General features: G+C 37.4%; 19 protein-coding genes. 9 read left to right on the forward strand and 10 right to left on the reverse strand.

What is annotated here, in order from left to right; genetic code table 11:
- Nucleotides 1-6 precede the first annotated feature (6 nt).
- The 5 genes from ACY0M5_RS11135 to ACY0M5_RS11155 all read right to left on the reverse strand — a co-directional run bounded on the left by ACY0M5_RS11135 (nt 7) and on the right by ACY0M5_RS11155 (nt 6,277).
- On the reverse strand, nt 7-2,583 hold the full coding sequence (locus tag ACY0M5_RS11135; protein ID WP_461629161.1) for a T9SS type A sorting domain-containing protein: 2,577 nt from the start codon (nt 2,581-2,583) through the stop codon (nt 7-9).
- Nucleotides 2,584-2,855: 272 nt separating this feature from the next.
- Entirely contained in the window at nt 2,856-3,851 is a 996-nt protein-coding gene (locus tag ACY0M5_RS11140) for a succinylglutamate desuccinylase/aspartoacylase family protein (protein ID WP_461629162.1), read from the reverse strand.
- On the reverse strand, nt 3,841-4,716 hold the full coding sequence (rimK, locus tag ACY0M5_RS11145; RefSeq protein ID WP_461629163.1) for a 30S ribosomal protein S6--L-glutamate ligase: 876 nt from the start codon (nt 4,714-4,716) through the stop codon (nt 3,841-3,843). The genes ACY0M5_RS11140 and rimK overlap by 11 nt, the downstream gene beginning before the upstream one ends.
- A 39-nt stretch (nt 4,717-4,755) precedes the next feature.
- Entirely contained in the window at nt 4,756-5,199 is a 444-nt protein-coding gene (locus ACY0M5_RS11150) for an ATP-dependent zinc protease family protein (RefSeq protein WP_124991426.1), read from the reverse strand.
- A gap of 241 nt (nt 5,200-5,440) precedes the next feature.
- Entirely contained in the window at nt 5,441-6,277 is an 837-nt protein-coding gene (locus ACY0M5_RS11155) for a mechanosensitive ion channel family protein (protein WP_124991427.1), read from the reverse strand.
- A 313-nt stretch (nt 6,278-6,590) separates the two neighbouring features.
- Between ACY0M5_RS11155 and ACY0M5_RS11160 the strand changes: the two genes are divergently transcribed.
- From ACY0M5_RS11160 to ACY0M5_RS11170, 3 genes are all read left to right on the forward strand, one after another.
- Entirely contained in the window at nt 6,591-7,961 is a 1,371-nt protein-coding gene (locus ACY0M5_RS11160; RefSeq protein ID WP_461629164.1) for an MATE family efflux transporter, read from the forward strand.
- A gap of 143 nt (nt 7,962-8,104) precedes the next feature.
- Nucleotides 8,105-10,720, forward strand: a complete 2,616-nt coding sequence (locus tag ACY0M5_RS11165) for a T9SS type A sorting domain-containing protein (RefSeq protein WP_461629165.1) — start codon at nt 8,105-8,107, stop codon at nt 10,718-10,720.
- Between the two features lie 115 nt (nt 10,721-10,835).
- Entirely contained in the window at nt 10,836-11,963 is a 1,128-nt protein-coding gene (locus tag ACY0M5_RS11170; protein WP_225441316.1) for a lactonase family protein, read from the forward strand.
- A gap of 378 nt (nt 11,964-12,341) precedes the next feature.
- On the opposite strand, the gene ACY0M5_RS11175 is transcribed toward ACY0M5_RS11170, so the two are convergent.
- From ACY0M5_RS11175 to ACY0M5_RS11195, 5 genes are all read right to left on the reverse strand, one after another.
- Nucleotides 12,342-12,653 carry an ASCH domain-containing protein gene (locus ACY0M5_RS11175; RefSeq protein ID WP_461629166.1) on the reverse strand — a complete coding sequence of 104 codons (312 nt, stop codon included), beginning with the start codon at nt 12,651-12,653 and terminating at the stop codon, nt 12,342-12,344.
- Between the two features lie 35 nt (nt 12,654-12,688).
- Entirely contained in the window at nt 12,689-13,540 is an 852-nt protein-coding gene (locus ACY0M5_RS11180) for a hypothetical protein (protein ID WP_461629167.1), read from the reverse strand.
- The gene (locus tag ACY0M5_RS11185) at nt 13,537-13,968 is read right to left on the reverse strand and encodes an NUDIX hydrolase (RefSeq protein WP_461629168.1); all 432 of its coding nucleotides are present in this window, start codon (nt 13,966-13,968) and stop codon (nt 13,537-13,539) included. Before ACY0M5_RS11185 ends, ACY0M5_RS11180 begins: the two co-directional genes overlap by 4 nt.
- Before the next feature lie 86 nt (nt 13,969-14,054).
- The gene (locus ACY0M5_RS11190) at nt 14,055-14,480 is read right to left on the reverse strand and encodes a VOC family protein (RefSeq protein ID WP_156196777.1); all 426 of its coding nucleotides are present in this window, start codon (nt 14,478-14,480) and stop codon (nt 14,055-14,057) included.
- Between the two features lie 110 nt (nt 14,481-14,590).
- The gene (locus tag ACY0M5_RS11195; RefSeq protein ID WP_461629169.1) at nt 14,591-16,039 is read right to left on the reverse strand and encodes an SDR family oxidoreductase; all 1,449 of its coding nucleotides are present in this window, start codon (nt 16,037-16,039) and stop codon (nt 14,591-14,593) included.
- 125 nt (nt 16,040-16,164) lie between these two features.
- Here ACY0M5_RS11195 and ACY0M5_RS11200 point away from each other — a divergent pair, with 125 nt between their 5' ends.
- The 6 genes from ACY0M5_RS11200 (at nt 16,165) to ACY0M5_RS11225 (ending at nt 25,092) form a co-directional block, all read left to right on the forward strand.
- The gene (locus ACY0M5_RS11200; RefSeq protein ID WP_461629170.1) at nt 16,165-17,160 is read left to right on the forward strand and encodes a GntR family transcriptional regulator; all 996 of its coding nucleotides are present in this window, start codon (nt 16,165-16,167) and stop codon (nt 17,158-17,160) included.
- A gap of 86 nt (nt 17,161-17,246) precedes the next feature.
- Nucleotides 17,247-18,728 carry a xylulokinase gene (locus ACY0M5_RS11205; protein ID WP_124991436.1) on the forward strand — a complete coding sequence of 494 codons (1,482 nt, stop codon included), beginning with the start codon at nt 17,247-17,249 and terminating at the stop codon, nt 18,726-18,728.
- A gap of 45 nt (nt 18,729-18,773) precedes the next feature.
- Nucleotides 18,774-20,099: a xylose isomerase gene (xylA, locus tag ACY0M5_RS11210; RefSeq protein WP_124991437.1), complete on the forward strand. Its 1,326-nt coding sequence runs from the start codon at nt 18,774-18,776 to the stop codon at nt 20,097-20,099.
- Nucleotides 20,100-20,159: 60 nt separating this feature from the next.
- Nucleotides 20,160-21,767, forward strand: a complete 1,608-nt coding sequence (gene xylE / locus ACY0M5_RS11215; RefSeq protein ID WP_461629171.1) for a D-xylose transporter XylE — start codon at nt 20,160-20,162, stop codon at nt 21,765-21,767.
- Between the two features lie 259 nt (nt 21,768-22,026).
- Nucleotides 22,027-24,207, forward strand: coding sequence for a GH92 family glycosyl hydrolase (locus ACY0M5_RS11220; protein ID WP_461629172.1), 2,181 nt, complete (start codon nt 22,027-22,029; stop codon nt 24,205-24,207).
- 48 nt (nt 24,208-24,255) lie between these two features.
- The gene (locus tag ACY0M5_RS11225) at nt 24,256-25,092 is read left to right on the forward strand and encodes an endonuclease/exonuclease/phosphatase family protein (protein ID WP_461629173.1); all 837 of its coding nucleotides are present in this window, start codon (nt 24,256-24,258) and stop codon (nt 25,090-25,092) included.
- Nucleotides 25,093-25,114: the final 22 nt, after the last annotated feature.

Here is a 25,114-nt window from a genome sequence, read left to right on the forward strand (position 1 = left end):
TTTTCCTTAATTGATGATGATTTTTTTGCTCAGCAGGTTTTTGCTTGTTTGGATATTGAGTAAGTAAACACCTTTTGAAAATGAATGAACATCAATGATGTGCTTTGTGTCGCTTATTTGTTTCTGGTAAATAATAGATCCTTTTAGATTGATTATTCGCAATTGAGTTGGTCGGTTATTTGGCAAATCAATACGTAAAAATGTGCTTACGGGATTTGGGTAAACAGCAAGTGCAAAATCTTCTTTTGTAAAATCATCAACAGCAGTAACAGGAGTGATATTAATCGTCACTTTTGTCTTAATTGAGTGGCCATTATCGTCGAAAGCGCGGTATGTGAAAAAATCTTCACCACTGTAGCCAGTATCAGGAATGTATTCAAAGGATCCATCTTCCGAAAGGAAAACAAAGCCATTTTCGCAGAATTCGGATAATTCTGAATAGAATGAATTGCCATCAAAATCAAAGTCATTGGCCAAGAGTCCATTTTCAGCATCAATTATCAGATTTTCGCCCTGATTTGTGGAATAGCTATCAGTATATGCAATTGGCACATTATTAAATTCAATCAATCCATCTTTTACAACATAGTAAGATTGCTTTTTCACTTCTACATAGTTAGTTGGTACACCCCAGCTCCAAATGAATCTATTATTTCCTTCCAATAATACATCATTATGGAGAACGCTTAGGGCTATTCCATCAGAGATGGCTTCTTCTGTTTCAGGTGTGGCTCGGTCATCATTCATTACTTTTGCATTGGCAGGATCGGTAACCTGTAATAATGACCATGGAATATGAATATCAATTGAATCATTTGAGATAATTACAGCATCCAAACTTGAAGGAGGTAATTCAGTTCTACGGGTTTTCAGATTTCCAACATACTGAATTTCATAATTTTTGTCATTGTTTTTCCAGCGAATCAAGTTCCAGGGAGCTCCATCAGTAACAGTAGAATGATAAAGCTGTTTGGCTTCTGAAACACCATGCCATATACCAAATAAATCATAGGCTTGAGTAACAAATAATTCAGCAGAATAGTTGGTGATACGCAGGGCAAATTCAGCTTTGTTTGTAATTGTAGTTCCCGAAGGAAGTATTGATTCGCCCAAGTTGGCATCATAGGTGTCAATTGCCATCCAAATCGTATCAATGTTCGAAAGCTCTTTTTCAAGCATCAGGCGAATGTTGAAAAAATCAAAGTCTGCCGCTGTAAGAATTTTTTTAATGGGTTTATCACTACCAAAATCATCTAATACTGAATATGAAATTTCTGATGGGCGGAATGCAATTAAACCAAAATTTTGTTCAGCCGCGGTAATATTGTGCCAAAGTATTCTTGCTTCAGGATTGAAATCGAAAGGATCTGTAATCCATGTTCGTTTGAACCATTCATCCAGTAAGGAAAATTGGATTCCTCCTGCACAACCGGCTTCTTCAATATTATCAAGAAGTCTCAAAAAATTAAGTCCTTGTTCAACTTCTGAACTTCCCCCATGATTCATTCCATTTGACGAATAATGTGCAATACCCCAGCTCGAAGGCGTGCCTGTTTCAGCAATTAGCACAGGAAAATTTTTATAATGATTCTTAAGATCACTGATATAACCCAAATAACTGTTTGGACCTAAAGGATCGGAGTATTGTTTATAGCTGGGATCTTCGCTAATAAAATCAGGATAATATGGGTACGCGTGAAAGCTGGCAAAATAACCCGCAGGTGCTCCATCAAAGTTTAAATTGGATAAATCCAGTGATTCTTTGTCTTCATCTGTTCCTGATTCTGTTGGATGTGCTAAGGGATCCAAAGTAGGCCAGCTGGAAATACTAACAGGACGCTCCGTATTGTAATTGTTGCGTTCGTATCGTACAAGTTCATCCAGATGTGATACTGCCCAAACTTCGGATGGAGAGGCGCTTGCCAACTTAAAAGCAGTACCTGAAAATGAAGTTTGATCAGAATGTTTACTGTTTGTTTCCTGAATTTCTGCCGGATGAATTTCTCTTCCAATAATATAAGACATAAGCCAAGGCGATACATCAACAGTATATAATCCGTAGGCCTTCCCAAACCGGTGATCTATACTGTTATTTCCATGAATACAGTTAACCACGTCTTTAATTTCCTGATTGAATGCATCATTTAGCTGATACAAATCATTGGTGTACCCACTTAGTTCTTCCTCTAGCCAAACACCATGCATTATATACATCGGACTTGCCGGATTTGCATCGTTAAATTCTTTTAAAGCTTCGTAAAAACGAGGGTAATGAAGTGTATAGACTCTAATACAGTTAAATCCAACATCATGAATATCCTCTATCCAGCGAGCATATTGATCTTTGCTTGCGGCCAGTTCACCTGGGAATGTTCCGGGAATTGAAACGCCAAGGTTAATTCCTTTAATAAAAAAAGGCACATAGTTTTCCCCATTCCAAACGGTAAAATTTTGTGTGTCTGTTGAAAATGGAACTTGAGTCCTGTTTGGATCAGCCTCCTCAGCATGAGAGCACTGTGGCGATAATGTAAAAAGGATTGTAAAAACACCGATTAGTATGGAAAAGTATTTAATTGGATTCATCATCAGGTTTTAAAATATTTATTGAAGATGCAAAATAAATTGATGAAATCCGATTTGTTGAATGAATGATCTGTGATTGATATGAATAAGTGTCTTAACTTATTCTGAATGTATGACTCTTTATTTTAAGGGATTAGCTATTGTTAGGTTTATCGTTTATTAGGATGTGTAAGCCTGCTGTGATGTGCCAATTATTGAGTTGTTTGTTGTTGAAAGCAATAGGCTTTTATAGTTTGTTTTTTTATATTGAATAAAGATTAATAAAGGGTTTTTTATTCTACCAAATAGTCAGAAGAGATAAGATCCGAATTTAATTTATCCGTTTCAAGACTAACGTGAAACAGAGCATCTCCTTTATGCACCATAGGTGCAGTGTTTACACAAAACACATAACAATCAAACGGAGCAAGCACTTTTTTTTCATATCCTCCGTAAGGATCTGTTATTTCGCCCAAAATTTGTTTTTTAATGACCCAACTTCCATTTGTAACCCGTAATTGAAACATACCCGAATTGGAAGCTCTTAACCATTGAGCTTTAGGAATCACAACTGGTGTCTGCTTTAATTGCAAATCTCCATTCTGTAATCCTAAATATTTCATCACGTTCACTGCGCCTTCTACACCGCAGCTAATAACATCTTCATCCAGATCATTCGATTTTCCACCTTCAAAGAGTAGAATTGTTTTTCCCAGATTGCGAATGGTGTCGCGAACAGATTTGGAAATGTAATCGGAATTCAAAATAAACGGAGCATTAAAAACCTGTGCAAGTTTCAATGTTTTTTTTTCCTTAATTACGCATCGAATTTGAGGGAAATTTGACCTGTCAGCACCGCCCGAATGAAAATCGATCACATAATCAACTTTGGGTGCAATTTCTTTCGTAAAACGATATGCAAATTGACTGGCAAGAGAACCATTTAAAAAACCAGGGAACATTCTGTTCAAATCTCTGCCGTCAGGAAATTCTCTGCGGAGATTTAAGAATCCAAATACATTAAAAACGGGAATGCAGATAATCATTCCCCTTTTTGGTTTGTTGTATTTTTTTCGAATGATATTTCGAACAATGGCAACTCCATTAACTTCATCACCGTGCACACCACCCATTAAAAGCAAGGTAGGACCATCTTTTTTCGCACGTTCCACAATTACGGGAACCTTAATGGTATTTCGGGTATGCAATTTTGCAACTTCCAATTCTAAGAAAGCACGCTCACCTTTCTGAATTTCTTTGCCTAGTATGGTATACTTATCAATCAACATTCCTTTCAATGAATCTAATTATTTGTTTTGCGATGTCCTTTTTGGTTGCTATCTCGATACCTTCCAAACCTGGCGATGAATTTACCTCCAAAACCAAAGGTCCGCTTGCTGATTGCAGCATGTCCACACCAGCAATTCCTAATCCCATTGCCTTTGCTGCTTTTATTGCCGTGTTTTCCTCTTCATCAGTCAATTCAATAATTGTTGCAGAACCTCCCCTGTGAAGGTTAGATCGAAATTCACCTTTTAATGCTTGCCGTTTCATAGCTCCAACCACTCTTCCATCAACAACAAAAGCTCTAATATCAGCACCTTTCGATTCTTTAATAAACTCCTGAGCAATCACACGGGCTTTTAGTCCGTTAAATGCCTCAATAACTGAAGTTGCAGCATTTGGAGTTTCGGCTAAAACAACACCTAATCCTTGAGTTCCTTCCAGAAGTTTAAGTACAAGTGGTGTGCCTCCAACCGATTGAATTACATGATTAACATCTTTTGTGTAGTTGGTGAAAACGGTACGGGGTAAGCCTACACCTGCGCGTGAAAGAACCTGTAAGCTTCTTAATTTATCCCGCGATTTTATTAAAGCTTCAGAACCAACAGCTGTAAATGTTTTCATCATTTCAAATTGGCGGACTACTGTTGAACCGTAAAAAGTAACAGAGGCACCAATTCTTGGAATTATTGCGTCAACATCCATCAAGTATGCGCCATCATAGAAGATCTTAGGTTTCTTTTTTTCAATTTCAATAATGCATTTTAAATGATCCACAACAAGTACTTCATGGCCTCTTTTTTCTGCTACTTCAACTAATCTTTTGGTAGAATATAATTTAGGATTTCTTGATAAAATAACAATTTTCATAATATGTAATTAACATTTATTGGATGGACTTTAAATTCTCTATTGCTGATTTTTTTGTTTCAATTTGAAAGAAATATTGCGTTTTGAAGTATCAACAATAAATTTTCCATTTAAAAGTTTTCTTCCGATTAGTATCGGATATCTCATTTCGCTGCGTTCGCTTAAAGAAAGCTCAATAAGGAACTCCTTATCAAATAATATAATAATTGTTTCAATTACAAAACGGGTTTCTGATTTTCCAAAAGAATTTTTAACTCTTTTTTTCTTGTAATTTTTAACAGTGAATTCTTTTTCGTTATAATCGGGATGGGAGGGATCCAAAAGTTTGAATTTTAAATGTCTTTCATTTCCAACCTGACACTCTTCAATTTGATGACAATGAATAGAAGACGTATACGCTCCGGTATCAACTTTTAAATCAATATTTGATAAGTGCAGATCCGGAAAATCAGCCCTGTCAATTTTCCCAATGATTATTTTCATGTAATTGTAATTTCTTTATTTTTCTCGTTGAGAAGCAATTTAAAATTTTCCAATGTAGGAAATTAATTTTAAACGCTTGTTTCCCCTTTTATATCTACTTTATGCCAACTTGTAATGGAAATGATGCAATAGTACGATCATTTCCTGAAAGGAGAATCAATACAAACTTGTATTCATTTTTTCATTTATACTTTTAATTCAGGCAAAACCATGAAAACAGCAATATGAGAGCAATTTGCAATTAGATTTCTTTTTTCAGATTCACATCTAATTGATTAAAAGGGATAGTTATATTGTTCTCAATAAATTTTTTATTAATAATTAAACGGATATCACTTTTCACCTTGCCTATTCTAAAGATGTTTTTGCTGAAAAATAGCAATTCAAAATCCAATGAGGAGGCGCCAAAATTTACAAGCCGGGCTTCAATAGATTGTCTTTCGTAAATATCGGGATGTTCAAAAGCACTTTCTTCTAAGGTTTTTAATATTAAATCAACATCAGAGCCGTAGGCTACTCCCACAGGAATCCGGAAGCGGGTTTTTTTAGATTGATGACTCCAATTAATCACTTTGTTTGTAGTAATTAGCGAGTTGGGAATAATAATCGAAATTTCATCTCTGTCTAAACCTTTTGAGGTTCGCAATCCAATGCTCTGAATTTTAATTATATCTCCATCAATTTCCAATATATCATTAATTTTTATCGATCGCTCCGAGAGGAGGATGATTCCTGATATCATATCGTTAAAGGTTTGCTGTAAACCTAAACCTACACCAACCAGTAAGGCAGCCGAGCCGGCAATAAGCACAGTTACTTTTATATGTATGGCTTCAAGCATTAAACCAATCGACATGATCCAAACCACATATTTTATGATCTGGAACAGGGCATATGTATTGCCTTCGTCTGTTTTAACAAATTTGTGCTTACGAAAAAGCGTTTTTTTAATTAAATAAAGACATATTTTAGTTAGTATATAAATCAGTAAGATACTAAGCAAAGTAAATATTGTGATTTTATAATTGTCAATGCTAAAGAGTTGATACTTTAATATCTTATCAATTGATGCAAACATATTTGGTTTTATCTTGAAGGTTATTTTATTGAAGAGTTTAATTTCGGAAATAAATTTCGCAAAAGAACTATTATTTTTTTATAATCTGCAAAAGTTTCATGAATATTAATAATAAATAAATATTGTGCTTGTAACTAAGGCAAAAAGTCAAAAAGGATTCATCTGAGAATACGAAGAATACAAATTGTTAACATGTTTTTTTTGTTCGCTTTACCCTTCATTAGCTTGCGTTTACCGATTTTTATACATTTTTAATAGATAAAATAGAATTCAGGCGGTCATTAATTGATACTTTTGTGCCACAAGCGAATTTATGGATAAGAATAGTAAGAATGTTCAGGAGTTGGAGAGTGCAAGTATCAAAAGCTTGCTTTGGAAGTATTTCTTACCAGCTTTTACCGGGGTGGTTATTAACTCATTGTACAATGTAGTCGACCGGATTTTTATTGGTCAAGGTGTTGGTGCAATTGCGTTATCAGGTCTGAGTGCAGTGTTTCCAATCATGTTAATCATGATGGCATTTGGCATGCTAATCGGGATTGGTGCAGGTGTTCGAATATCTATCAATCTGGGAAAGAAAGATTTGGGCAGAGCAGAATGGGTTTTGGGAAATTCATTTGTTCTCATGATTATCGTTTCAGTTATTATTACTGTAATCGGATTTTTAATAAAGGATCCATTACTCAGGATGTTTGGAGTTGGAGATGATACCATGTTCGTTGCCAACGAATATCTAAATATTATTCTTTACGGGGCGGTTTTTAGTGTTGTAGGCTTTTCTTTAAACAATTTGATCCGTTCCGAAGGAAACGCAAAAATAGCGATGTACTCCATGCTGATTAGTGCCGGCACAAACATCATTCTCGATCCCATCTTTATTTTTGTTTTGGATATGGGCGTTGCAGGAGCTGCCTATGCTACGATTATTTCGCAATTGATCTTATGCATCTGGGTAATCAGGCATTTCAGAAGCGAAAAATCAGTCATAAAACTTCGGTTCTCAAATTTTAAATTGAACCGGGAGATTGTTTTTTACATTTTAACCATAGGTTTTGCTCCATTTTCGATGCAATTGGCCGGAAGTTTTGTTCAGGCATTATATAATGTGCAGTTGGTAGAGTACAGCAACGATATTGCTATAGCAGCAATGGGTGTAATTAACTCTGTTGCCATGCTGATTGTAATGACTGTGGTGGCTCTAAATATGGCGGCGCAACCTATTTTTGGCTTCAATTACGGGGCGCAAAATTACGCCAGAGTTAAAGAATGTCTGATATTGTGCATTAAAGCAGCAACAGGAATTGTGATTGTTGGTTTTCTTGGGGTTCAGTTATTCCCCGAATTAATTGTTAAGGCTTTCAATAATTCCAGTGCAGAATTACTGGATATGGGGTCTTACGGTTTACGGATTATATTGATTGCGTTACCGGTGGTTGGTTTTCAGGTTGTTGTTGGGAATTATTTTCAGTCGATAGGAAAAGCCGGCATTTCGGCTGTACTTACATTAATGCGTCAGGTTATTTTATTAATCCCAATTCTCTTTATTCTTCCTACTTTTCTTGGTTTGGATGGTGTTTGGTTTGCCGGTCCGATATCCGATATTGGTGCAGCTATTGTGGCGGGAGCTTTCCTGATAAGAGAATTACGAAAGTTAAATCGGGAAATTGACTTCAATAATAAATAAATTGTACTAGGCTAATTTTTAATACGTTTTAGTATACAAATGCAGAGTGTTGTGTATTCTAAATAAGTCTCCGATGTATCTTTTTTAGATTTCGATTCCCCGATTTTTTGTAATTTGATGTTTGTATTAAACTGACGGGATCAATGAGGGGCTTCAGGACAATCATATTATTTCTATTTCTTATTCAATCTTCTTATCAGGGTTATTCGCAGGTAAATGCGAACAGGCCAAGAGTAGAATTGGGGAAGAAAAGATTCGATTGGCTAAAGTCGAATATTTCGGGTGGAGATAGTGGCAGTACCTACAATACATTTATAAATAGCTACAATAACAATTGGATTACAGATTCCGATCACTACTTAGCTGGTTCAAATTCAGCTCAGTGGACTTATAATTGGACGAATGGTGATTCCTATATGCTATCTAAAATGACTGCTTTTTTACTGCAGTTAGGGACTGATAATTTGGCTCAGGCGAGGTGTGAATTTATTATTGAGAAATACATTACTTATATCGATGGAATTAATTTCGACAATTATTCAGGAGATACTCAAGAGAATTTGCTTCGCGAAAATTGTGAGTTTGGCGCTATTCTTCTCGATTGGACTTACGATTATATTCCTGTAACACAGCGGCAAAATTTATCCGTTTCCTTCTATCGGGTTCTGGAGTATTTCATGAGCAACTATATTTTAACAGGTTCAGGAAATAGTTATGTAACCAGTCACAACATAAACAATTGTATCATGACAATGCGTGCAGCCATTGCACTGCATGGAGCCGATGGCCTTTCATCTTCGCAATTGTCTCAAGTAAATTCCTGGTATCAAACTTTGCTTGGAAAGTGGGAAAATGGTATTTTACCGGCTTTTGCACACTTTCGTGATGATGATGGTGGATGGAATTGGGGTGCAGCCTACGGAATGATAAATTTACCGAATCAATACCAGTTCTTCGACGATATGAAGTACGGAACCGATCGGGACTATTATAAAACCCAGCCTTGGATTCGTGAGTCGGTCAATCAGTATTGGTATTTTTTTCGTCCGAATAATTATTGCATTCATCTGGGTGACGCCATTGTAAAATTGGATCAGGCAAATCGTGCAATGTATCGTCATGCAGCAGAATATCAAGATGCCCGAAGTCAGTATCTGGTTCAGGTTTTTAATCAATCACAATATCTAAACAATTCAATATTGGTTTTTATTAAACTGATGTATAAAGATTTTACAGCTTCTTACGTACCGCATCCTCAGCTGCCACTCAATTATTGGGCCGATAAAACCGGATTGTCGGTGAGCCGTACTTCATGGAACGAAGATGCAGCAATGCTATGGTTTTACAATGCTCCTGCTAAACGGGCTGATCATGAGCACCGGGATAACAACACATTTACCATTATAAAAGACAAACCTTTGATTTTGGATGCCGGGTTTTACGATTCGTTTGGCACTTCTCATTATAATAATTACTACACACGGACCATAGCGCACAATTCCATTTGTGTTTACGATGGAACAGAAAGTTATCGAAACCTTGGGCGAAGTGTTTCCAATGACGGAGGGCAAATAGAATCGGATAGATTGGAAAATTTAGATGATGTTTTTTCTGTTCAGCACAGAAGAGGGAAATGGATTCGTTATGTTTCAGGTGCCGATTTTTCCTATCAGGTGGCTGATGCAGCAGATTCTTATCAGGCAAACAAATTGGATCGTTTTGAACGTCGGTTGTTGTTTCATAAGCCCGACCGTGTAATTGTTTTGGATCATGTTCATTTATTAAATACAAGTTCCAGAGTGCGAAAAGCCAAGTACATCAATCACTTTGTAAATAAACCGGATATCAGCGGAAGCGTTACGAATACAAAGGTTGCAAATCATATCATCACCTATAACGGGAAAGATTATAAAGCCGCAAATGGCAAGGGGAGTGTTGCGGTTCGAACCTTATTGCCGGCAGTTAGTGCAACAACTTTAATAGGTGGCAGCGGATATGAATATTGGGTGGATGGAACCAATTATCCGCCAAACCGAAATGTTAATTTGGATGATGAACACCCTGGATTCTGGCGAATTGAAGTGGAACCAATTGCAGTGAAGGAGAACACCGTTTTTTTGCATACGATTAAGATTGGGGACAATTTGAATCCGGCAGTTGCAGGAGGAACACTTTATTCTAACGAAAGCACTATTGGTGTTGATTGGGAGAATCATCTATACCTCTTAAATGCTCAGGGAGATACGGCATCTGTGTCTTATTCTGTTCAAGACATTGTTGGTGATCGGACAATTAAAATATTTGCGCTCGATTTAAAAAGTAAAACATCTTTTGGAGTATTTGTAGATGATGTTTTAGAGCGCTCAGGAGACACGAATTCGGATGGAATTCTTCAGGCTACAGTGGATTTGCCAGATGGAAATCACACAATACTTGTGCGAGACACTCTTGCCACAGATCCCAATCCGGGTACCGATCCTGATCCCGACCCAACACCCGAAGAACCGGGAGAAGAAGATTTGGGCGCAGTGAAAGTTTTTCCCAATCCCAATAAGGGAGAATTCACCATTGTGATTGAAGACGATACGGTTACAGAGTTTCAAGTGGAAATTTTCGATTCGGAGGGGCGGAAGCTTTCTCAGCACCAAAAGACGAGCAACCGAACAGATATGGATTTGAGTGGTTTATCGGCAGGGATCTTTTTTTTAGTCATTCATTTTTTGGATAGAACGGTGAAGAAGAAGATTGTAGTGATTTAAAATATTTAGAACCCTTTAAATGGGTTCAACAAAAAATTCAAATGTTTCTTTATTGCATCCGTCTTTCTAATCATGATATTTCCTTATCTTTAGACTTCTAAAAAAAACCACATTCATGATCAAACGAAACATTGTACTAATTGCTTCAATTTTGATGATTGCAGCATGTCAAAACTCTAAACCCAAAACTTCTGTGAAGCAAAATACATACTCCTTCTTTCTGGGAACCTACACCGATGGTGATTCCAAAGGAATTTACAAGTTGAAAATGGAAGCAGATGGTCATTTAAAAATGATTGGTTTGGTTGCTGAAACAGCCAATCCTTCGTTTTTGGCTTTTGCGAATAATCAAAAAACACTTTTGTCTATCAACGAATTGGTGAAAGATAATAACATGGGAAGTGTTGAATCTTACCAGACAGGTGATTCGTTAAAATTGATTAGTTGTAAGCCGAGCGGAGGAGCGCATCCTTGCTTTGTTACTGCAAATGATGCTGGTGTAGTACTAACTGCCAACTACACAGGAGGTAATGTTGGATACTTACAAGTTGATGAGAATGGAGAATTGTCTGATCTTTTGGATGTGCAGCAACATACCGGTTCAGGAACGGTTGCAAATCGTCAGGATCAGCCACATGCCCATAGTGTTTGGTTTCAGCCCAATTCAAATCATATTATTGCAGTCGATTTGGGAACCAACGAGTTGTGGATTTCAAGCATCGATACTGTCAGCAATCAATTTGTGCCGGCAAATCAGGCAAAAGTTTCTTTGGTTGACGGGGCAGGACCAAGGCATTTGGCTTTTCACCCCAATGGAAAAATATTTTATGTGATTAATGAGCTTGACAATACCATTACTGGTTTTTCAATTTCAGATAATGAAGAAGTTAGTATGATTGGGAATGTAAGTACTTTGCCAGCCGATTTCGATGGAGTAAGCAATACTGCCGATATACATATTTCAAAGGACGGCAAATTTTTATACGGATCGAACCGGGGGCACAACAGCATTGTTATTTTCGAAGTACAGGAAAACGGAGCTTTAAAATTGGTTGGACACGAATCAACACGAGGTGATCATCCCCGTAATTTCAGCTTATCGCCCGACGATAAATTTCTGCTGGTTGCCAACAAAAATACCAACAATATTGTGAGTTTTAAAAGAGATTCTGTAACCGGAAAGCTAACTTTCGTTGATGAAATAAAAGCGCCCAGTCCGGTTTGTATTCTATTTCAGCAATAGTTCCGGCAAAAAATAAGTTAAAACTTAAACTTTTTTGGGGCGAAATAGTAGGCTGTTTAGAATATTAGCTTGTATTCAGGAATGCCTTTACTATTTTGTCGGGATTGCCCGCCCGATTTGCTGAGAGTCATTCCGAAGTGGGGGATTGCCCGCCCGATTTGCGGAGAGTCATTCCGAAATGGGGGATTGCCCGCCCGATTTGCGGAGAGTTATTCCGAAGTGGGGGACTGCCCGCCCGATTTGCAGAGAATTATTCCCAGGTGGTGTATTGCCCGCCCAAAATGGGGAAGCTTCGCCCGTCAATAAATATGGCTAATTCTAAGAAACCTCACCCAAAAAAGTTGAGACATAAAGTTTTTTAAAACTGAATTTCCAGCTTTAAATAACAACACGTTTAAACTCAACTAACATCAGCAAATCCGATTTTTGCAGATCGGGATAGAAAGTCAGCAAAGCGTACCATAGTTCATCTTTCGATTTGAAGCCGTCTTTGTGTGCCTCTTCCAAACTCATTTCATCAAAGCTTTTGTACGAAACAGAGGTGATTTCAATGGGAATTGATTTTCCATGATCAAAAATTGCCGTTCCGGTACCTAATTCGGGACATGCTTCATCGATTCGGGTTGTTTGTGTTTTACTTCCTTTAAGAACAGGAATGTAAAAATCTTCGTGAAAGTGAATTTGAGACATGGATTTAATTGTTTTTGTAAATCAAGTGATATTTATTATGTTGCATTTTGTTTGAATGTCCACCTCTTACCATTTTGATGATATTCAAGTAACATATAACCAAATTTACCATTTTCTAAAGGAACCATAATTTCAATTTGATTATTGTTAGATATTGTGTATTGTGAATATTTTTCATGTATTAAATTTAGATAACTGTTTAAAATAAAAAATAAAGACATCGTGCTGGAAAATTGATTTTCCCAATCTTTATAACCCATTGCTTCCAAAAGGGAATATTTATCAGACTTATAATTGGCATAATAGATACCCCCTTGGATAAAATAATATTGAGAATGAGCGATTGCATTTCTCACTTGTTGGGAATAAGACTTCTTGAGCAATGAATAAAATGATGGTGAATCATTTTTTATTCTGTTAATTATATTTGTTCTAATATGTGTGCTTTTTGTAGTTCCCTTCTGATACGGGATTTTTAAATTCCAATCATAGTTTTCACCACAGGCTAACTTTACAAGTTGAGTAAGTAGTTTAATGAAGTAGGTGTTTTCCCATATTTTGAGATATAACATTTTTTCTAAATGAATTGAATGCTCAAGTGAAATTTTTTGTTCTTTATCAAGGTTATTAAAAGTATTTTCATTATCTGTTATAAAATTGTTTGCAAGATTTGAAATGAAATTTAAATGAGTAAAACTTGAAAGACCATCATCTCCTGGACCTATTGAGAATGACCTCCCTTTTGAGCCTTCGTATATAAATCCATGTTGTTGGCAGAGTATTAAATCACTGTTATGTTTTTGATTGTTTTCACAAAGCTGTATTAGTTCTTGTATTGCAATATGGGACTGAGAGTCTGTTTGTTTTGCTGTTTGGTTTCGTATCATTTTATAATTAATAACTTTTTAGTTTTTTCAAAAATCAAATTCTGAATATCCGGATAGGTCAATTCTCTGGGTAGATTTTTGAAAAGCTTGACTTCTGCAATTTCCAATTCGGGTAATTTACCCAATTGCTGAATGTTGGCAAAGAAGATTCTACCTGATTTTATTTCTCCTTGCCAATCGCAGGAATAATCGCAGACCGTACGTAAACCAAAATGAGTAGCACCTGTTTCTTCATACAATTCTCTTTTTGCCGCAGCTAAGGCCGATTCATTTTTTTCAATATGTCCGGCAGGCATTTCCCAGGTTTCCCTCAAGCGATGGCGCACAAATACCCATTTGTTCTGATATTGAGAACAGACAATAGAATACTTCAATTTTTCTGATGCAATGCTAAAAGGGGCGTGAAACTCTACAATTGGTTTATTCATGTGTGTTTAAACTGAAAGTGTATTGTTTAATTTACAAGTCCAAACAAAGTAAGTAATGTTTTTAATCTTTTATTAATAAGTTAAAATTATTCTGAAGTAGATTTTCCTTTGTACATTTCGCTGAATGGTCCTTCAATAGGTTCCCACAATTCCACCTTATTGCCTTCGGGATCTAGTATCCATCCAAATTTACCGTATTCAAATTCCTGCATCTCACCAATAATTTCAACGCCTTCTTCTTTCAAAACTTTAAGTAGTTCAACCAGATTTTCAACACGGTAATTGAACATGAAATCTTTTTTCGAAGGCTCAAAATATTCTGTTTTTTCTTCGAAAGGACTCCAGATTGTATAAGCGGTTTCTTCTGGCTTGCTGGTTTTTCGCCATTCGAACATGCCGCCGTATTCATCAGGACACTGAATGCCCAAGTGTTTGTTGTACCATTCTCTGCTTGCCTTTGGGTCTTTCGATTTGAAAAATATTCCCCCGATTCCTGTTACTCGTTTTTTCATGTTTTTTCTGCTCAATTTACAATTAGGTTTTATACCTGATATGAGGAATATCTGTAAATAACTTTGTGTTACTTCGTGATATCCTTTGGGTTTCCTTTGTGGTTAATTCTTTAATCGGTTTTCCGGTAATTAATAATCCCCTTTACCATTCCTCTAAAAATAAAAAGATGAAATGGATAACTCAAGGCCCAGTACAATCTTCCCATGATTCCTTTGGGGCGAAAAGTGGCTTTCTGGGAGATGAAATTTTCATTATTCTTTCTGTTTATTGTGAATTCGAGCCATGCTTCACCCGGCAAAACCATTTCGGCATACAACAATAGTCTTCCGCCTTCTTTATCGGCAAGAAGTACCCGCCAAAAGTCAAGAGAATCACCCATTTCTATTTCAGACGGATGTCTGCGCCCCCTGTTCAAACCAACACCACCAAAAAGTTTGTCGAGCACGCCACGTAAATGCCAAAGCCAATTTCCGTAATACCAGCCTCTGTCGCCGCCTAAAGCCCAAACATTCTCAATCACTTGTTCCGGATTATTGGTAAATTTATAACGTTTATTATCGGTATAGCATCCATAAGTTGGAGGTTCAACATACTTCATTTTTTCATTGGGCAGAATACCGCTGCTCAAAGCATCTGTCCACGAAGAGATCACCATTTGCTGTTTAATTTTTCCGGTTGCCCGCTCTATGGCTTCTTTGTAGGGCATTAAAGTAATTTGCAGTTTTGATGCCAGATTGTTCGGACGGCAAATCACTTCAATTTTCATACTGTCGACAAGGTTTAAGGCCAGATTATAGGAGGTTGAAGTGATGAAATACAACCAATAGGAAGACAGGCGGGGAGTCATTACCGGAAGGGTGGTGATGATTCTTGGCAGCTTTCTAACTTCGGCGTATTGCTGCAGCATTTCTTTATAACTCAACACCTCAGGGCCACCAATATCAAAAGTTTGGTTCAGGCATTCATCGTGATCAATAACCTTGGTTAAAAAATCAATAACGTTGCGGATTGCAATGGGTTGACATTTTGTGAGTAGCCATCTGGGCGCTGTCATAATGGCTAATTTTTCAACCAAATCTCTAATAATTTCAAATGAAGCACTTCCCGAGCCAACAATAATTCCAGCTCGTAAAATGGTGTGGTAACTTTTGCTTTTTTTTAGAATGTCTTCCACCAGTTTTCTTGATTCAAGGTGTTTCGAAAGTACTTCCACATTGGCAATACCACTTAAATAGATTATTTGCCGGTTTTGTGTTTTATCGATAAATTCTACAAAGTTTTGTGCGCAGGTTTTCTCCAATTTTTCAAATCCATCGGTATCATGAAGCATGGAATGAATCAAATAGTAACTCACCTCAATATCCACTGGTAGTTTGCGCAAAGATTGTAAATCCAATAAATCGGCTTCGAAGATTTCCAAATTGGGATGATCAATTTCTTGTGGTGAGAAACGTTCCTTATTACGAACACAGCAGACAACAGTATGCCCTTGCTCCAGCAGGACGGGTAGTAATCGTTTCCCTATATAACCATTGGCTCCTGTAAGTAGTATTTTCATCTAAAAATGAATTTGTAGGATAAGAAGTATCAATTTACTAAATAATAAGCTCAGTTTTTACCGATTAAAAATTTATTTATACATTTGAGCCATAACAGAACAGAATACTTGAATCGATAATACGCATGAAAGCATTTCAATTTACTCCGGACAGCAACTCTCCAATCCCAAAATTTCAACAATTAATTCAAGCATTTCAGGATGCGATCAGCCAAAAAATATTCCAGCCAGGTGATGTGTTGCCCTCGGTAAACGAGATGTGCCGGGAGTGTTCTCTATCCAGAGACACTGTATTTAAGGCATATGCTGAATTGAAGAAAAGGAACGTGATTGAATCTGTTCCGAATAAAGGATATTTTGTTTCGGGTGAAATAACCAGAGTGTTTTTGTTTTTGGATACTTTTAAAGCGTACAAAGAGGTTTTGTACGATAGTTTCAGGAAAAGATTAGCAGATAATGTAATTGTGGATCTGCATTTTCATCATTACAATATCGATGTATTTAAATCTCAGATTCGAGAGAGTGTTGGCAAGTACAGCAAATACATTATCATGAATTTTGATCATCCCAAAGTGGCCGCCTGTTTGAAGCAGTTGGATCCAAAGAATGTAATGATTATTGATTGGAACATTAAGGCTGATGATCAGCATTCTCAGATCTTTCAGGACTTTGGAGAGTCTGTTCTTACTTCTCTGCAGTCTGGTTTGGGGGAGATAAAGAAATACAAAGAGTTTAGTATGATTTACCCGGATTATACTTATCATCCATACGAGACCGTTGAGTTTTTTCTGCGCTTTTGTAAACAAAACAAGATAAAACATTCCATTTATACTGATATAGATTCCATCGAGGTGAAAAAGGGTGCGGCTTATTTTTCGGTTAGTGATCGGGCAATGGCTAAGATTCTGGATAAAGCAAGAGAGAAAAATCTGGAATTTGGCGTAGATATAGGACTTGTTTCTTACAATGAGACACCAATGAAAAAATATATCGACAAAGGAATTACTGTAATATCAACAGATTTTGATCTAATGGGCAAAAAGGTTGCAGAGTTTGTAACTACATCTGAGCGAGTTTATTATTGTGTCCCAACTCAACTTGTAATGAGAAAATCTTTATAGTTTTTTAAAAATGTTTTTTTATTAAAAAAACATTTTTAAATTTGCATCAGAACAGAACAGGGCAGAACGGTAAAAAAGAATAGAAAATGTATTTATTAGGATTAGATATAGGAAGTTCCTCAGTTAAAGCATCATTATTGGATGCTGAGAGCAGCAAATGTTTGGCTGCTGATTTTTTTCCCAAAAAGGAAATGGAAATTACGGCACACGAAATTGGTTGGGCCGAGCAAGATCCTGAAATGTGGTGGAGCAATCTAAAGCAGGCAATCAAAAGTGTAATGCAAACAGCAAATATAGATGGGGAGATGGTTAAAGCCATTGGTATTTCTTATCAGATGCATGGTTTGGTTTGTGTTGATAAAGATTTGAAGCCGGTTCGTTCTTCAATTATTTGGTGCGACAGCAGAGCCGTTGAAATCGGCGATAAAGCTTTTGCAAGTATTGGAAAAGACAAATGTTTGTCGCATTTACTAAATTCTCCAGGAAATTTTACTGCCAGCAAATTGGCTTGGGTGAAAGAGAATGAACCTGAAATATTTGCGAAAATTTATAAAATAATGTTGCCCGGAGATTTTATTGCGATGCAATTAACCGGAGAAACCTGTACTACTGTTTCAGGTTTGTCGGAAGGAATTTTTTGGGATTTTAAAAATAATTCAGTTTCGGAAGATGTACTGAATGCATATGGTTTGTCGGCTGATGTATTGCCTAAAATTGTTGATACTTTCTCGAATCAGGGACAGGTGCTTCCTGAAATTGCTAAAGAATTAGGCTTTTCAAGCAGTGCGGTAGTTTCTTATCGTGCAGGAGATCAGCCAAACAATGCATTGTCTTTAAATGTGTTGAAACCAGGCGAAGTTGCAACTACAGCAGGTACTTCAGGTGTGGTTTATGGTGTTAGCGATGAGGTGAAATTTGATCCTTATTCAAGAGTAAATTCATTTGCTCATGTGAACCATACGGAAGAGAATAATCGTCTTGGAATTTTGTTGTGCATTAATGGAACCGGAATTATGAATTCATGGTTGAATCATAATGTGGCGAAAGGATTGTCTTATGCAGAAATGAACGAAAAGGCAATGGAAATTCCTGTTGGATCGGATGGCATAACAATTCTGCCATTTGGAAACGGAGCTGAGCGTGTTTTGAATAATCGTGAAATAGGTGCGCAAATTTCGAATTTGAACTTGAACCGTCATACTGATGCTCACATTTACAGAGCTGCGCAGGAAGGAATCGCATTTTCATTTTATTATGGAATGGAAGTAATGAAAGAAATCGGCGTACAGCCAAATGTAATTCGTGCCGGACATGCAAACATGTTTTTAAGTCCCTTGTTTCGGGAAACCTTAGCAACCGTATCGGGTGCAACCATTGAATTGTATGATACTGATGGATCGTTGGGAGCCGCAAGAGGGGCAGGATTTGGTGCAGGCATTTATTCTTCTCTGGAAGAAGCTTTCGCAGGATTGGAGAAAATCAGTACAATCAAGCCTGACGAAAGTCTTCGTGAAGAAATGTTGAAGGCATATGATCGCTGGAACAAAGAATTGCAAAAAAATATATAGTAGATAGCTAATAAACAGATTGATAATTTAATAAGAAAGAACATCATGACTATTCTAAAAGGAGACAAAGAGTATTTTCCTGGAATTGGTAAGATTGCTTACGAAGGACCGGAATCAAAAAATCCTATGGCATATAAGTGGTACGATGAGAACCGCGTTGTTGCAGGTAAAACTATGAAAGATCATTTGCGTTTTGCAGTGGCTTACTGGCATACTTTCTGTGGCGATGGCGGAGATCCATTCGGACCTGGAACTCAAAAATTTCCTTGGGGAAATGAAGCTGATGCAATTAGTGCTGCTAAATCGAAAATGGATGCTGCATTTGAATTTATTACAAAATTAGGTGTGCCTTTCTACTGTTTTCACGATACCGATGTTGCTGGTGATGGTACTGTTTTCGAGATTGAGAAGAGAATGGCTACTATGGTTGACTATGCAAAACAAAAGCAAGCTGACTCAGGAGTTAAATTGTTGTGGGGAACAGCGAATGTATTTTCGAATGCCCGTTACATGAATGGTGCTTCTACCAATCCTGATTTTAATGTAATCGCCAATGCGGGTACTCAGGTTAAAAATGCATTGGATGCTACTATTGCTTTAGGTGGTACAGGTTACGTATTCTGGGGAGGTCGTGAAGGTTATATGTCTCTTTTCAATACCGATATGAAACAGGAATTGGATCATATGGCAAGATTCCTGACTATGGCCCGTGATTACGGTCGTAAGAATGGTTTCGAGGGAACTTTCCTTATCGAGCCTAAGCCAATGGAGCCAATGAAACACCAGTACGATTTTGATTCGGCTACTGTAATGGGATTCTTGAATAAGTATGGTTTGGCTGACGATTTCAAAATTAATATTGAAGTAAATCATGCTACACTTGCAAGTCACACTTTTGAGCACGAATTACAAACTGCTGTTGACAACAACATGTTGGGAAGTATTGATGCGAATAAAGGTGATTATCAAAATGGATGGGATACTGATGAATTCCCAACAAGCATTTATGAAAGTGTTGCGGCCATGTTACCAATTCTTGAGAATGGTGGATTTACTCACGGAGGTATCAATTTTGATGCAAAAACCAGACGTAATTCAACTGATTTAGAAGATATTTTCATTGCTCACATTGGTGGAATGGATGTTTTTGCACGTGCATTGGTTATTGCTGATAAAATCAGAACCGAATCTCCATATTTACAAATGAAAAAAGACCGTTACTCTTCATTCGAATCAGGAAATGGAAAAGCATTTGCTAACGGAGACCTTTCTTTAGAAGATCTTAGAAAGATTGCAAAAGAAGTTGGGGAACCAAAACAACTAAGTGGAAAACAAGAAATGTTAGAGCAGTTAATTAACTGGTATATTTAAATAAATCTTATAAACTCCCGCAATCGAACCTGCGGGAGTTTAATTCTAATTTTCAAATCCATGTCTCAAGCCCAAACCCAGGGGAGTAATTCGTTTATCTTAACCATCACCTTAGTGGCAACACTTGGGGGATTGTTGTTTGGTTACGATACTGCCGTAATTAATGGTGCTATTGAAGCACTAAAAGTATTTTTTGTTACTCCATTAGAGTCTGATCATGCTCTCGCATTGCAGGTTATTGGAGAATATAAGATTATCATTTCTTTGTGTTTTGTAGTTGTTTCCTTGTTGGTTTCCAGCTTCATGTTTCGCATGTATGGAAAGAAGAAGGGAATGATATACAGTGGAATTGTAATTGTTGCAGGAATCATAGTTTGGTACACTCAGTTCTGGGTATCTGTAAACGAAATTTCTGAAAATACCTTAAATTCGATTAATGGTTTTACGATTTCGAGTGCCATTATAGGTTGTATTATTGGAGGTTCTATTGGCGGATATGTTAGTCAGAATATTGGTAGAAAAAGAGGTTTAGTTCTTGCTGCAGTTCTGTTTATTATTTCTGCAATTGGTTCGGCTATGCCTGAAATTATGAATATTTTCGGAGCCGGAACCATCACTTCATTTATTTTTTACCGTATTATTGGTGGTATGGGTGTAGGAATAGCATCAATGCTTTCTCCTATGTATATTGCTGAAATTGCACCAGCAAACATTCGTGGTAAATTGGTTTCATGGAATCAGTTTGCAATCATCTTTGGTATGTTGGTGGTTTATTTTGTGAATTACATTATTGCTTCAAGTGGTGATGATGGTTGGTTAAATGAAATAGGATGGAGATACATGTTTGCATCTGAAACCATTCCTGCAACTATCTTTTTGGTATTGCTGTATTTCGTTCCTGAAACTCCACGGTTTCTAATAATGAAATCGAGAGAAGAGGAAGCAAAAACTCTTTTAAATAAAATTGTTGGTTCGGAAAAAGCTCCGGGTCTGTTAGTCGATATTAAAGAGTCGTTAAAAGAAAATAACGCTCCATGGTTAACTTTTGGAGGATTAATTATAGTTATCGGAATATTATTGTCTGTATTCCAGCAATTTGTAGGTATCAACGTGGTGTTGTATTATGCATCCGAGATTTTCAGAAATATGGGCAGCGATACCGATACTTCTTTACTTCAAACCATTTTGGTTGGGGCAATTAATTTGATCTTTACAGTATTGGCAATTTATACTGTTGATAGGTTTGGACGTAAGCCGTTAATGATGATTGGTGGCATTGGTATGGGAATCTGTATGTTCGCATTGGGTTTTGCCTTCTATTTCAATCAGTTGGGTTTGGTTGCTTTGTTCGCCATGTTAGGATATGTTGCCTTTTTTGCCATGTCATGGGGACCGGTTACCTGGGTGTTGTTATCAGAGATTTTCCCGAACTCAATTCGTAGTGCCATGTCGATGGCAGTTGCCGCTCAGTGGATTGCAAACATGATTGTTTCATGGACTTTCCCAATGATGAATGACAACTCTTGGTTAACCAATCAGTTTAATCACGGATTTACCTATTGGCTTTATGGTGCAATGGGATTATTATCAGCATTGTTTGTATGGAAAGTAGTTCCTGAAACCAAAGGAAAAACTTTGGAAGAAATGGGACGCTTGTGGAAAAAATAATTTTAAAATAGTTAGTTAGTAGTTGTACATGTTATATCCATTATCGCTAATTAATAGATAAGTTGGTGGGTTTTATTGGTTTAAGATAATGGATAATGTAAAGGATCGGCTGTGGCCGATCCTTTTTTTATTCTTGTTTAATCAAAGCATTAGAGGATGTTGTTCTTTTCCGTATATTTGACGTCATAATCTCCAAAAGCCAAATTTCCATATTGTTTCTGATCTTGTGAAAAATCAGAAATTCAAATTAGTAGAAAATATGAGATTATTAGCCACTTGTTGGGCAATGATTTGTCTTTTTGCGTGTAGTGAAAAGAATGTTGAAAGCGAGAACAAGCTTACTGGTTACGTAAACACTTTTGTTGGGACTGATGGTCCGGGTAATACTTATCCGGGAGCAGTTGCTCCTTTTGGAATGGTTCAGTTGAGTCCTGATAACGGTTTGCCCGGATGGGACAGAATAGCAGGTTATTTTTGGCCCGATTCAACCATTGCAGGTTTTAGCCACACACATTTATCGGGAACAGGAGCAGGAGATCTATACGATTTGTTGTTCATGCCAATGAACAGTCGTTTTACTGAAAGTTTAACTCCTGAAGGCGATTATCGTCCCTATTCTAAATTTTCTCACGATAGAGAGGAAGCATCACCCGGATATTACAAAGTTGATTTGCTAAGCTCCGGCATTGTTGCAGAATTAACTGCCACCAAGCGGGTCGGATTTCATCGCTATACTTTTCCTGAGGATGAGAAGTCACAGATTATTCTGGATTTAGGATTCAGAATGAATTGGGACAGTCCGTATGCCACACAAATTACTATCGAAAATGATTCTACCATTTCCGGATATAGAAAATCCAACGGATGGGCGAAAGATCAGCGTGTGTATTTCGCAGCGAAGTTCTCGAAAGCTTTTAAAAGTGCCGATTTGTTCGATGCGGATACAAAATCAGAAGAGAGTGAAGTGAATGGTGCAAAAACCAAAATTGTTGCCCATTTTCCCACTACGGAAAAGGAACAAATATTGGTAAAGGTGGCTTTGTCATCGGCTTCGGTGGAAGGCGCAAAGAAAAACCTGAAGGCTGAATTGCCGGCATGGGATTTTGATGCTGCAGTTAAGAGCGCTGATCAGGAATGGGAGAAAGTACTTTCACAGATTGAAATTACCGGATCGGAAGTTCAGAAGGAGATATTTTACACCAATTTGTACCATTTGTATTTGACACCATCCTTGCTTTCGGATGTTGATGGAATGCACAAAGGAGCAGATGGAAAGAATCACAAAGCCGAAGGATTTGATCGTTACGACACCTTTTCTTTATGGGATACCTACCGAACAGCTCACCCTTTGTATACTATTTTGTGTCCTGATAAAGTTGTTGATTTTATCAAATCATTTTTGGCTCATTACGATGAAACAGGTTTGTTGCCGGTTTGGTCGCTGGCAGGAAACGAAACAAATATGATGATTGGTTACCATGCCGTGCCGGTAATTGTTGATGCGTATTTCAAAGGAATTGAAATGGATGCTGAGAAAGCTTATACTGCCTGTAAAGAATCAGCCATGGAAAAAGGCAGACAGATTGATGAGTATATGAAATTAGGATACGTCCCTGCCGATGCCGAAGGAGAGAACTGGTCAGTTTCCAAGACACTGGAATATGCTTATGATGATTGGTGCATTGCTCAGTTTGCAAAAGCGTTGAACAAGAAAGATGATTACCAATATTTTTTGAAGAGAGGAGAGAACTGGAAAAACTTATACGATCCAAAATCTACATTTTTCCGTCCGAAAGATGAGCATGGCAATTTCATCCCCGATTTTGCAGCGAAAGATTATACCAATTACTATTGTGAGAGCAATGCATGGCAGTACTTCTGGTATGTGCCGCAAGATATTCCTGAATTTATCGCCACAGTGGGGAAGGATAAATTCACTGCCAAGTTGGATTCTATGTTCACCTACTATCCGGCAACGACCGACGATTTGCCTATTTTTAGTACGGGAATGATCGGTCAGTATGCACATGGCAATGAACCAAGTCATCATGTGGCCTATCTTTTCAATCATATCGGTCAGCCGGAAAAAACACAGGAAATGGTTCGCCGAATAATTACTACTCAATACACAAACAAGCCTGATGGTTATTGTGGAAATGAGGATTGCGGGCAAATGTCAGCTTGGTTGGTGATGTCGTCACTGGGGATTTACCCAACCAATCCGGCCAACGGAGTTTATGATTTAACTTCGCCTTCGGTAAGTAAGGGAGTGATTCATCTGCCAAACGGAAAAACATTTACTATTTATGCGGAAAATCAGGGAGAACAAAATCATTACATTCAGGCTGTTTATCTGAACGGCGAAGAATATAAGAAGTTGACAATTACTCATCAACAGCTGATGCAGGGTGGAGAATTGAAGTTTGTTTTGGGCGCTTAATAGTAAAGCCTGTAAATTGGAATTGCAACACAATTAATAAAAACGATAATGAAAAATTATTTCTTCTTATTGCTTGTTCTATTTACATTTGGATGCACAGAACAAGAACAGTCTCAAACATTCATGACTTACAATTTGCGCTATAACAATCCCGGTGATGGAGTGAATTGTTGGGACGCAAGAAAAGCCAATGTGGTGGGTTTGATTACTAAATATCAACCTGATGTTTTTGGAACACAGGAAGGTTTGAACGATCAGATTACTTATTTGGACAGTGCATTAACGGATTATTCTTACGTGGGTGTCGGGCGCGATGACGGAAAACAAAAAGGCGAGTATTGTGCTGTTTTTTACAAGCCGGCCAAATATAAAGTAGTTAAGCAGGCAACTTTTTGGCTCTCGGAAACTCCGGAAGAAGTGTCGGTAGGTTGGGATGCTGCTTTGGAACGTATTTGTACCTACTTGCTTTTGGAAAACAAACAAAGCGGGGAGCGGTTTTATGTTTTCAATACTCATTTTGATCATATAGGTGAGTTGGCCCGACTGAACAGTTCTAAATTGATTTACAGTAAAATTACCGAGCACAATCCAGAGAAATATCCTTGTGTTTTAATGGGCGATTTGAATCTGACTCCCGAAACTCCGCCAATTCAATATTTGAGTGAGGTATTGGATGAAACAAAAAGTTTGGCCGGCGAAAATTGCTCCGGTCCGAAAGGGACTTTTAACGCATTTAAGCATACCGAGCCGGTTACCGATCGCATCGATTACATATTTGTCAGCAAAGGCGATGGGGTTGTGAATCAGTTTAAAATTATTGATGATCAGATAGAGGAGAGGTATCCTTCCGATCATTTGCCTGTTTTTGTTGAAGTAGTGTTGTAAATTACTGTAGATAAAGAACCCC

Origin of the sequence: Labilibaculum euxinicum (assembly GCF_963678175.1) — a bacterium.
Taxonomy (GTDB): Bacteria; Bacteroidota; Bacteroidia; order Bacteroidales; family Marinifilaceae; genus Labilibaculum; species Labilibaculum euxinus.

Coding starts and splice junctions, on each gene's coding strand:
- ACY0M5_RS11135 (WP_461629161.1), bottom strand. CDS start 2,583: ATGAATCCAATTAAATACTTTTCCATACTAATCGGTGTTTTTACAATC.
- ACY0M5_RS11140 (WP_461629162.1), bottom strand. CDS start 3,851: ATGTTGATTGATAAGTATACCATACTAGGCAAAGAAATTCAGAAAGGT.
- rimK (WP_461629163.1), bottom strand. CDS start 4,716: ATGAAAATTGTTATTTTATCAAGAAATCCTAAATTATATTCTACCAAA.
- ACY0M5_RS11150 (WP_124991426.1), bottom strand. CDS start 5,199: ATGAAAATAATCATTGGGAAAATTGACAGGGCTGATTTTCCGGATCTG.
- ACY0M5_RS11155 (WP_124991427.1), bottom strand. CDS start 6,277: ATGTTTGCATCAATTGATAAGATATTAAAGTATCAACTCTTTAGCATT.
- ACY0M5_RS11160 (WP_461629164.1), top strand. CDS start 6,591: ATGGATAAGAATAGTAAGAATGTTCAGGAGTTGGAGAGTGCAAGTATC.
- ACY0M5_RS11165 (WP_461629165.1), top strand. CDS start 8,105: ATGAGGGGCTTCAGGACAATCATATTATTTCTATTTCTTATTCAATCT.
- ACY0M5_RS11170 (WP_225441316.1), top strand. CDS start 10,836: ATGATCAAACGAAACATTGTACTAATTGCTTCAATTTTGATGATTGCA.
- ACY0M5_RS11175 (WP_461629166.1), bottom strand. CDS start 12,653: ATGTCTCAAATTCACTTTCACGAAGATTTTTACATTCCTGTTCTTAAA.
- ACY0M5_RS11180 (WP_461629167.1), bottom strand. CDS start 13,540: ATGATACGAAACCAAACAGCAAAACAAACAGACTCTCAGTCCCATATT.
- ACY0M5_RS11185 (WP_461629168.1), bottom strand. CDS start 13,968: ATGAATAAACCAATTGTAGAGTTTCACGCCCCTTTTAGCATTGCATCA.
- ACY0M5_RS11190 (WP_156196777.1), bottom strand. CDS start 14,480: ATGAAAAAACGAGTAACAGGAATCGGGGGAATATTTTTCAAATCGAAA.
- ACY0M5_RS11195 (WP_461629169.1), bottom strand. CDS start 16,039: ATGAAAATACTACTTACAGGAGCCAATGGTTATATAGGGAAACGATTA.
- ACY0M5_RS11200 (WP_461629170.1), top strand. CDS start 16,165: ATGAAAGCATTTCAATTTACTCCGGACAGCAACTCTCCAATCCCAAAA.
- ACY0M5_RS11205 (WP_124991436.1), top strand. CDS start 17,247: ATGTATTTATTAGGATTAGATATAGGAAGTTCCTCAGTTAAAGCATCA.
- xylA (WP_124991437.1), top strand. CDS start 18,774: ATGACTATTCTAAAAGGAGACAAAGAGTATTTTCCTGGAATTGGTAAG.
- xylE (WP_461629171.1), top strand. CDS start 20,160: ATGTCTCAAGCCCAAACCCAGGGGAGTAATTCGTTTATCTTAACCATC.
- ACY0M5_RS11220 (WP_461629172.1), top strand. CDS start 22,027: ATGAGATTATTAGCCACTTGTTGGGCAATGATTTGTCTTTTTGCGTGT.
- ACY0M5_RS11225 (WP_461629173.1), top strand. CDS start 24,256: ATGAAAAATTATTTCTTCTTATTGCTTGTTCTATTTACATTTGGATGC.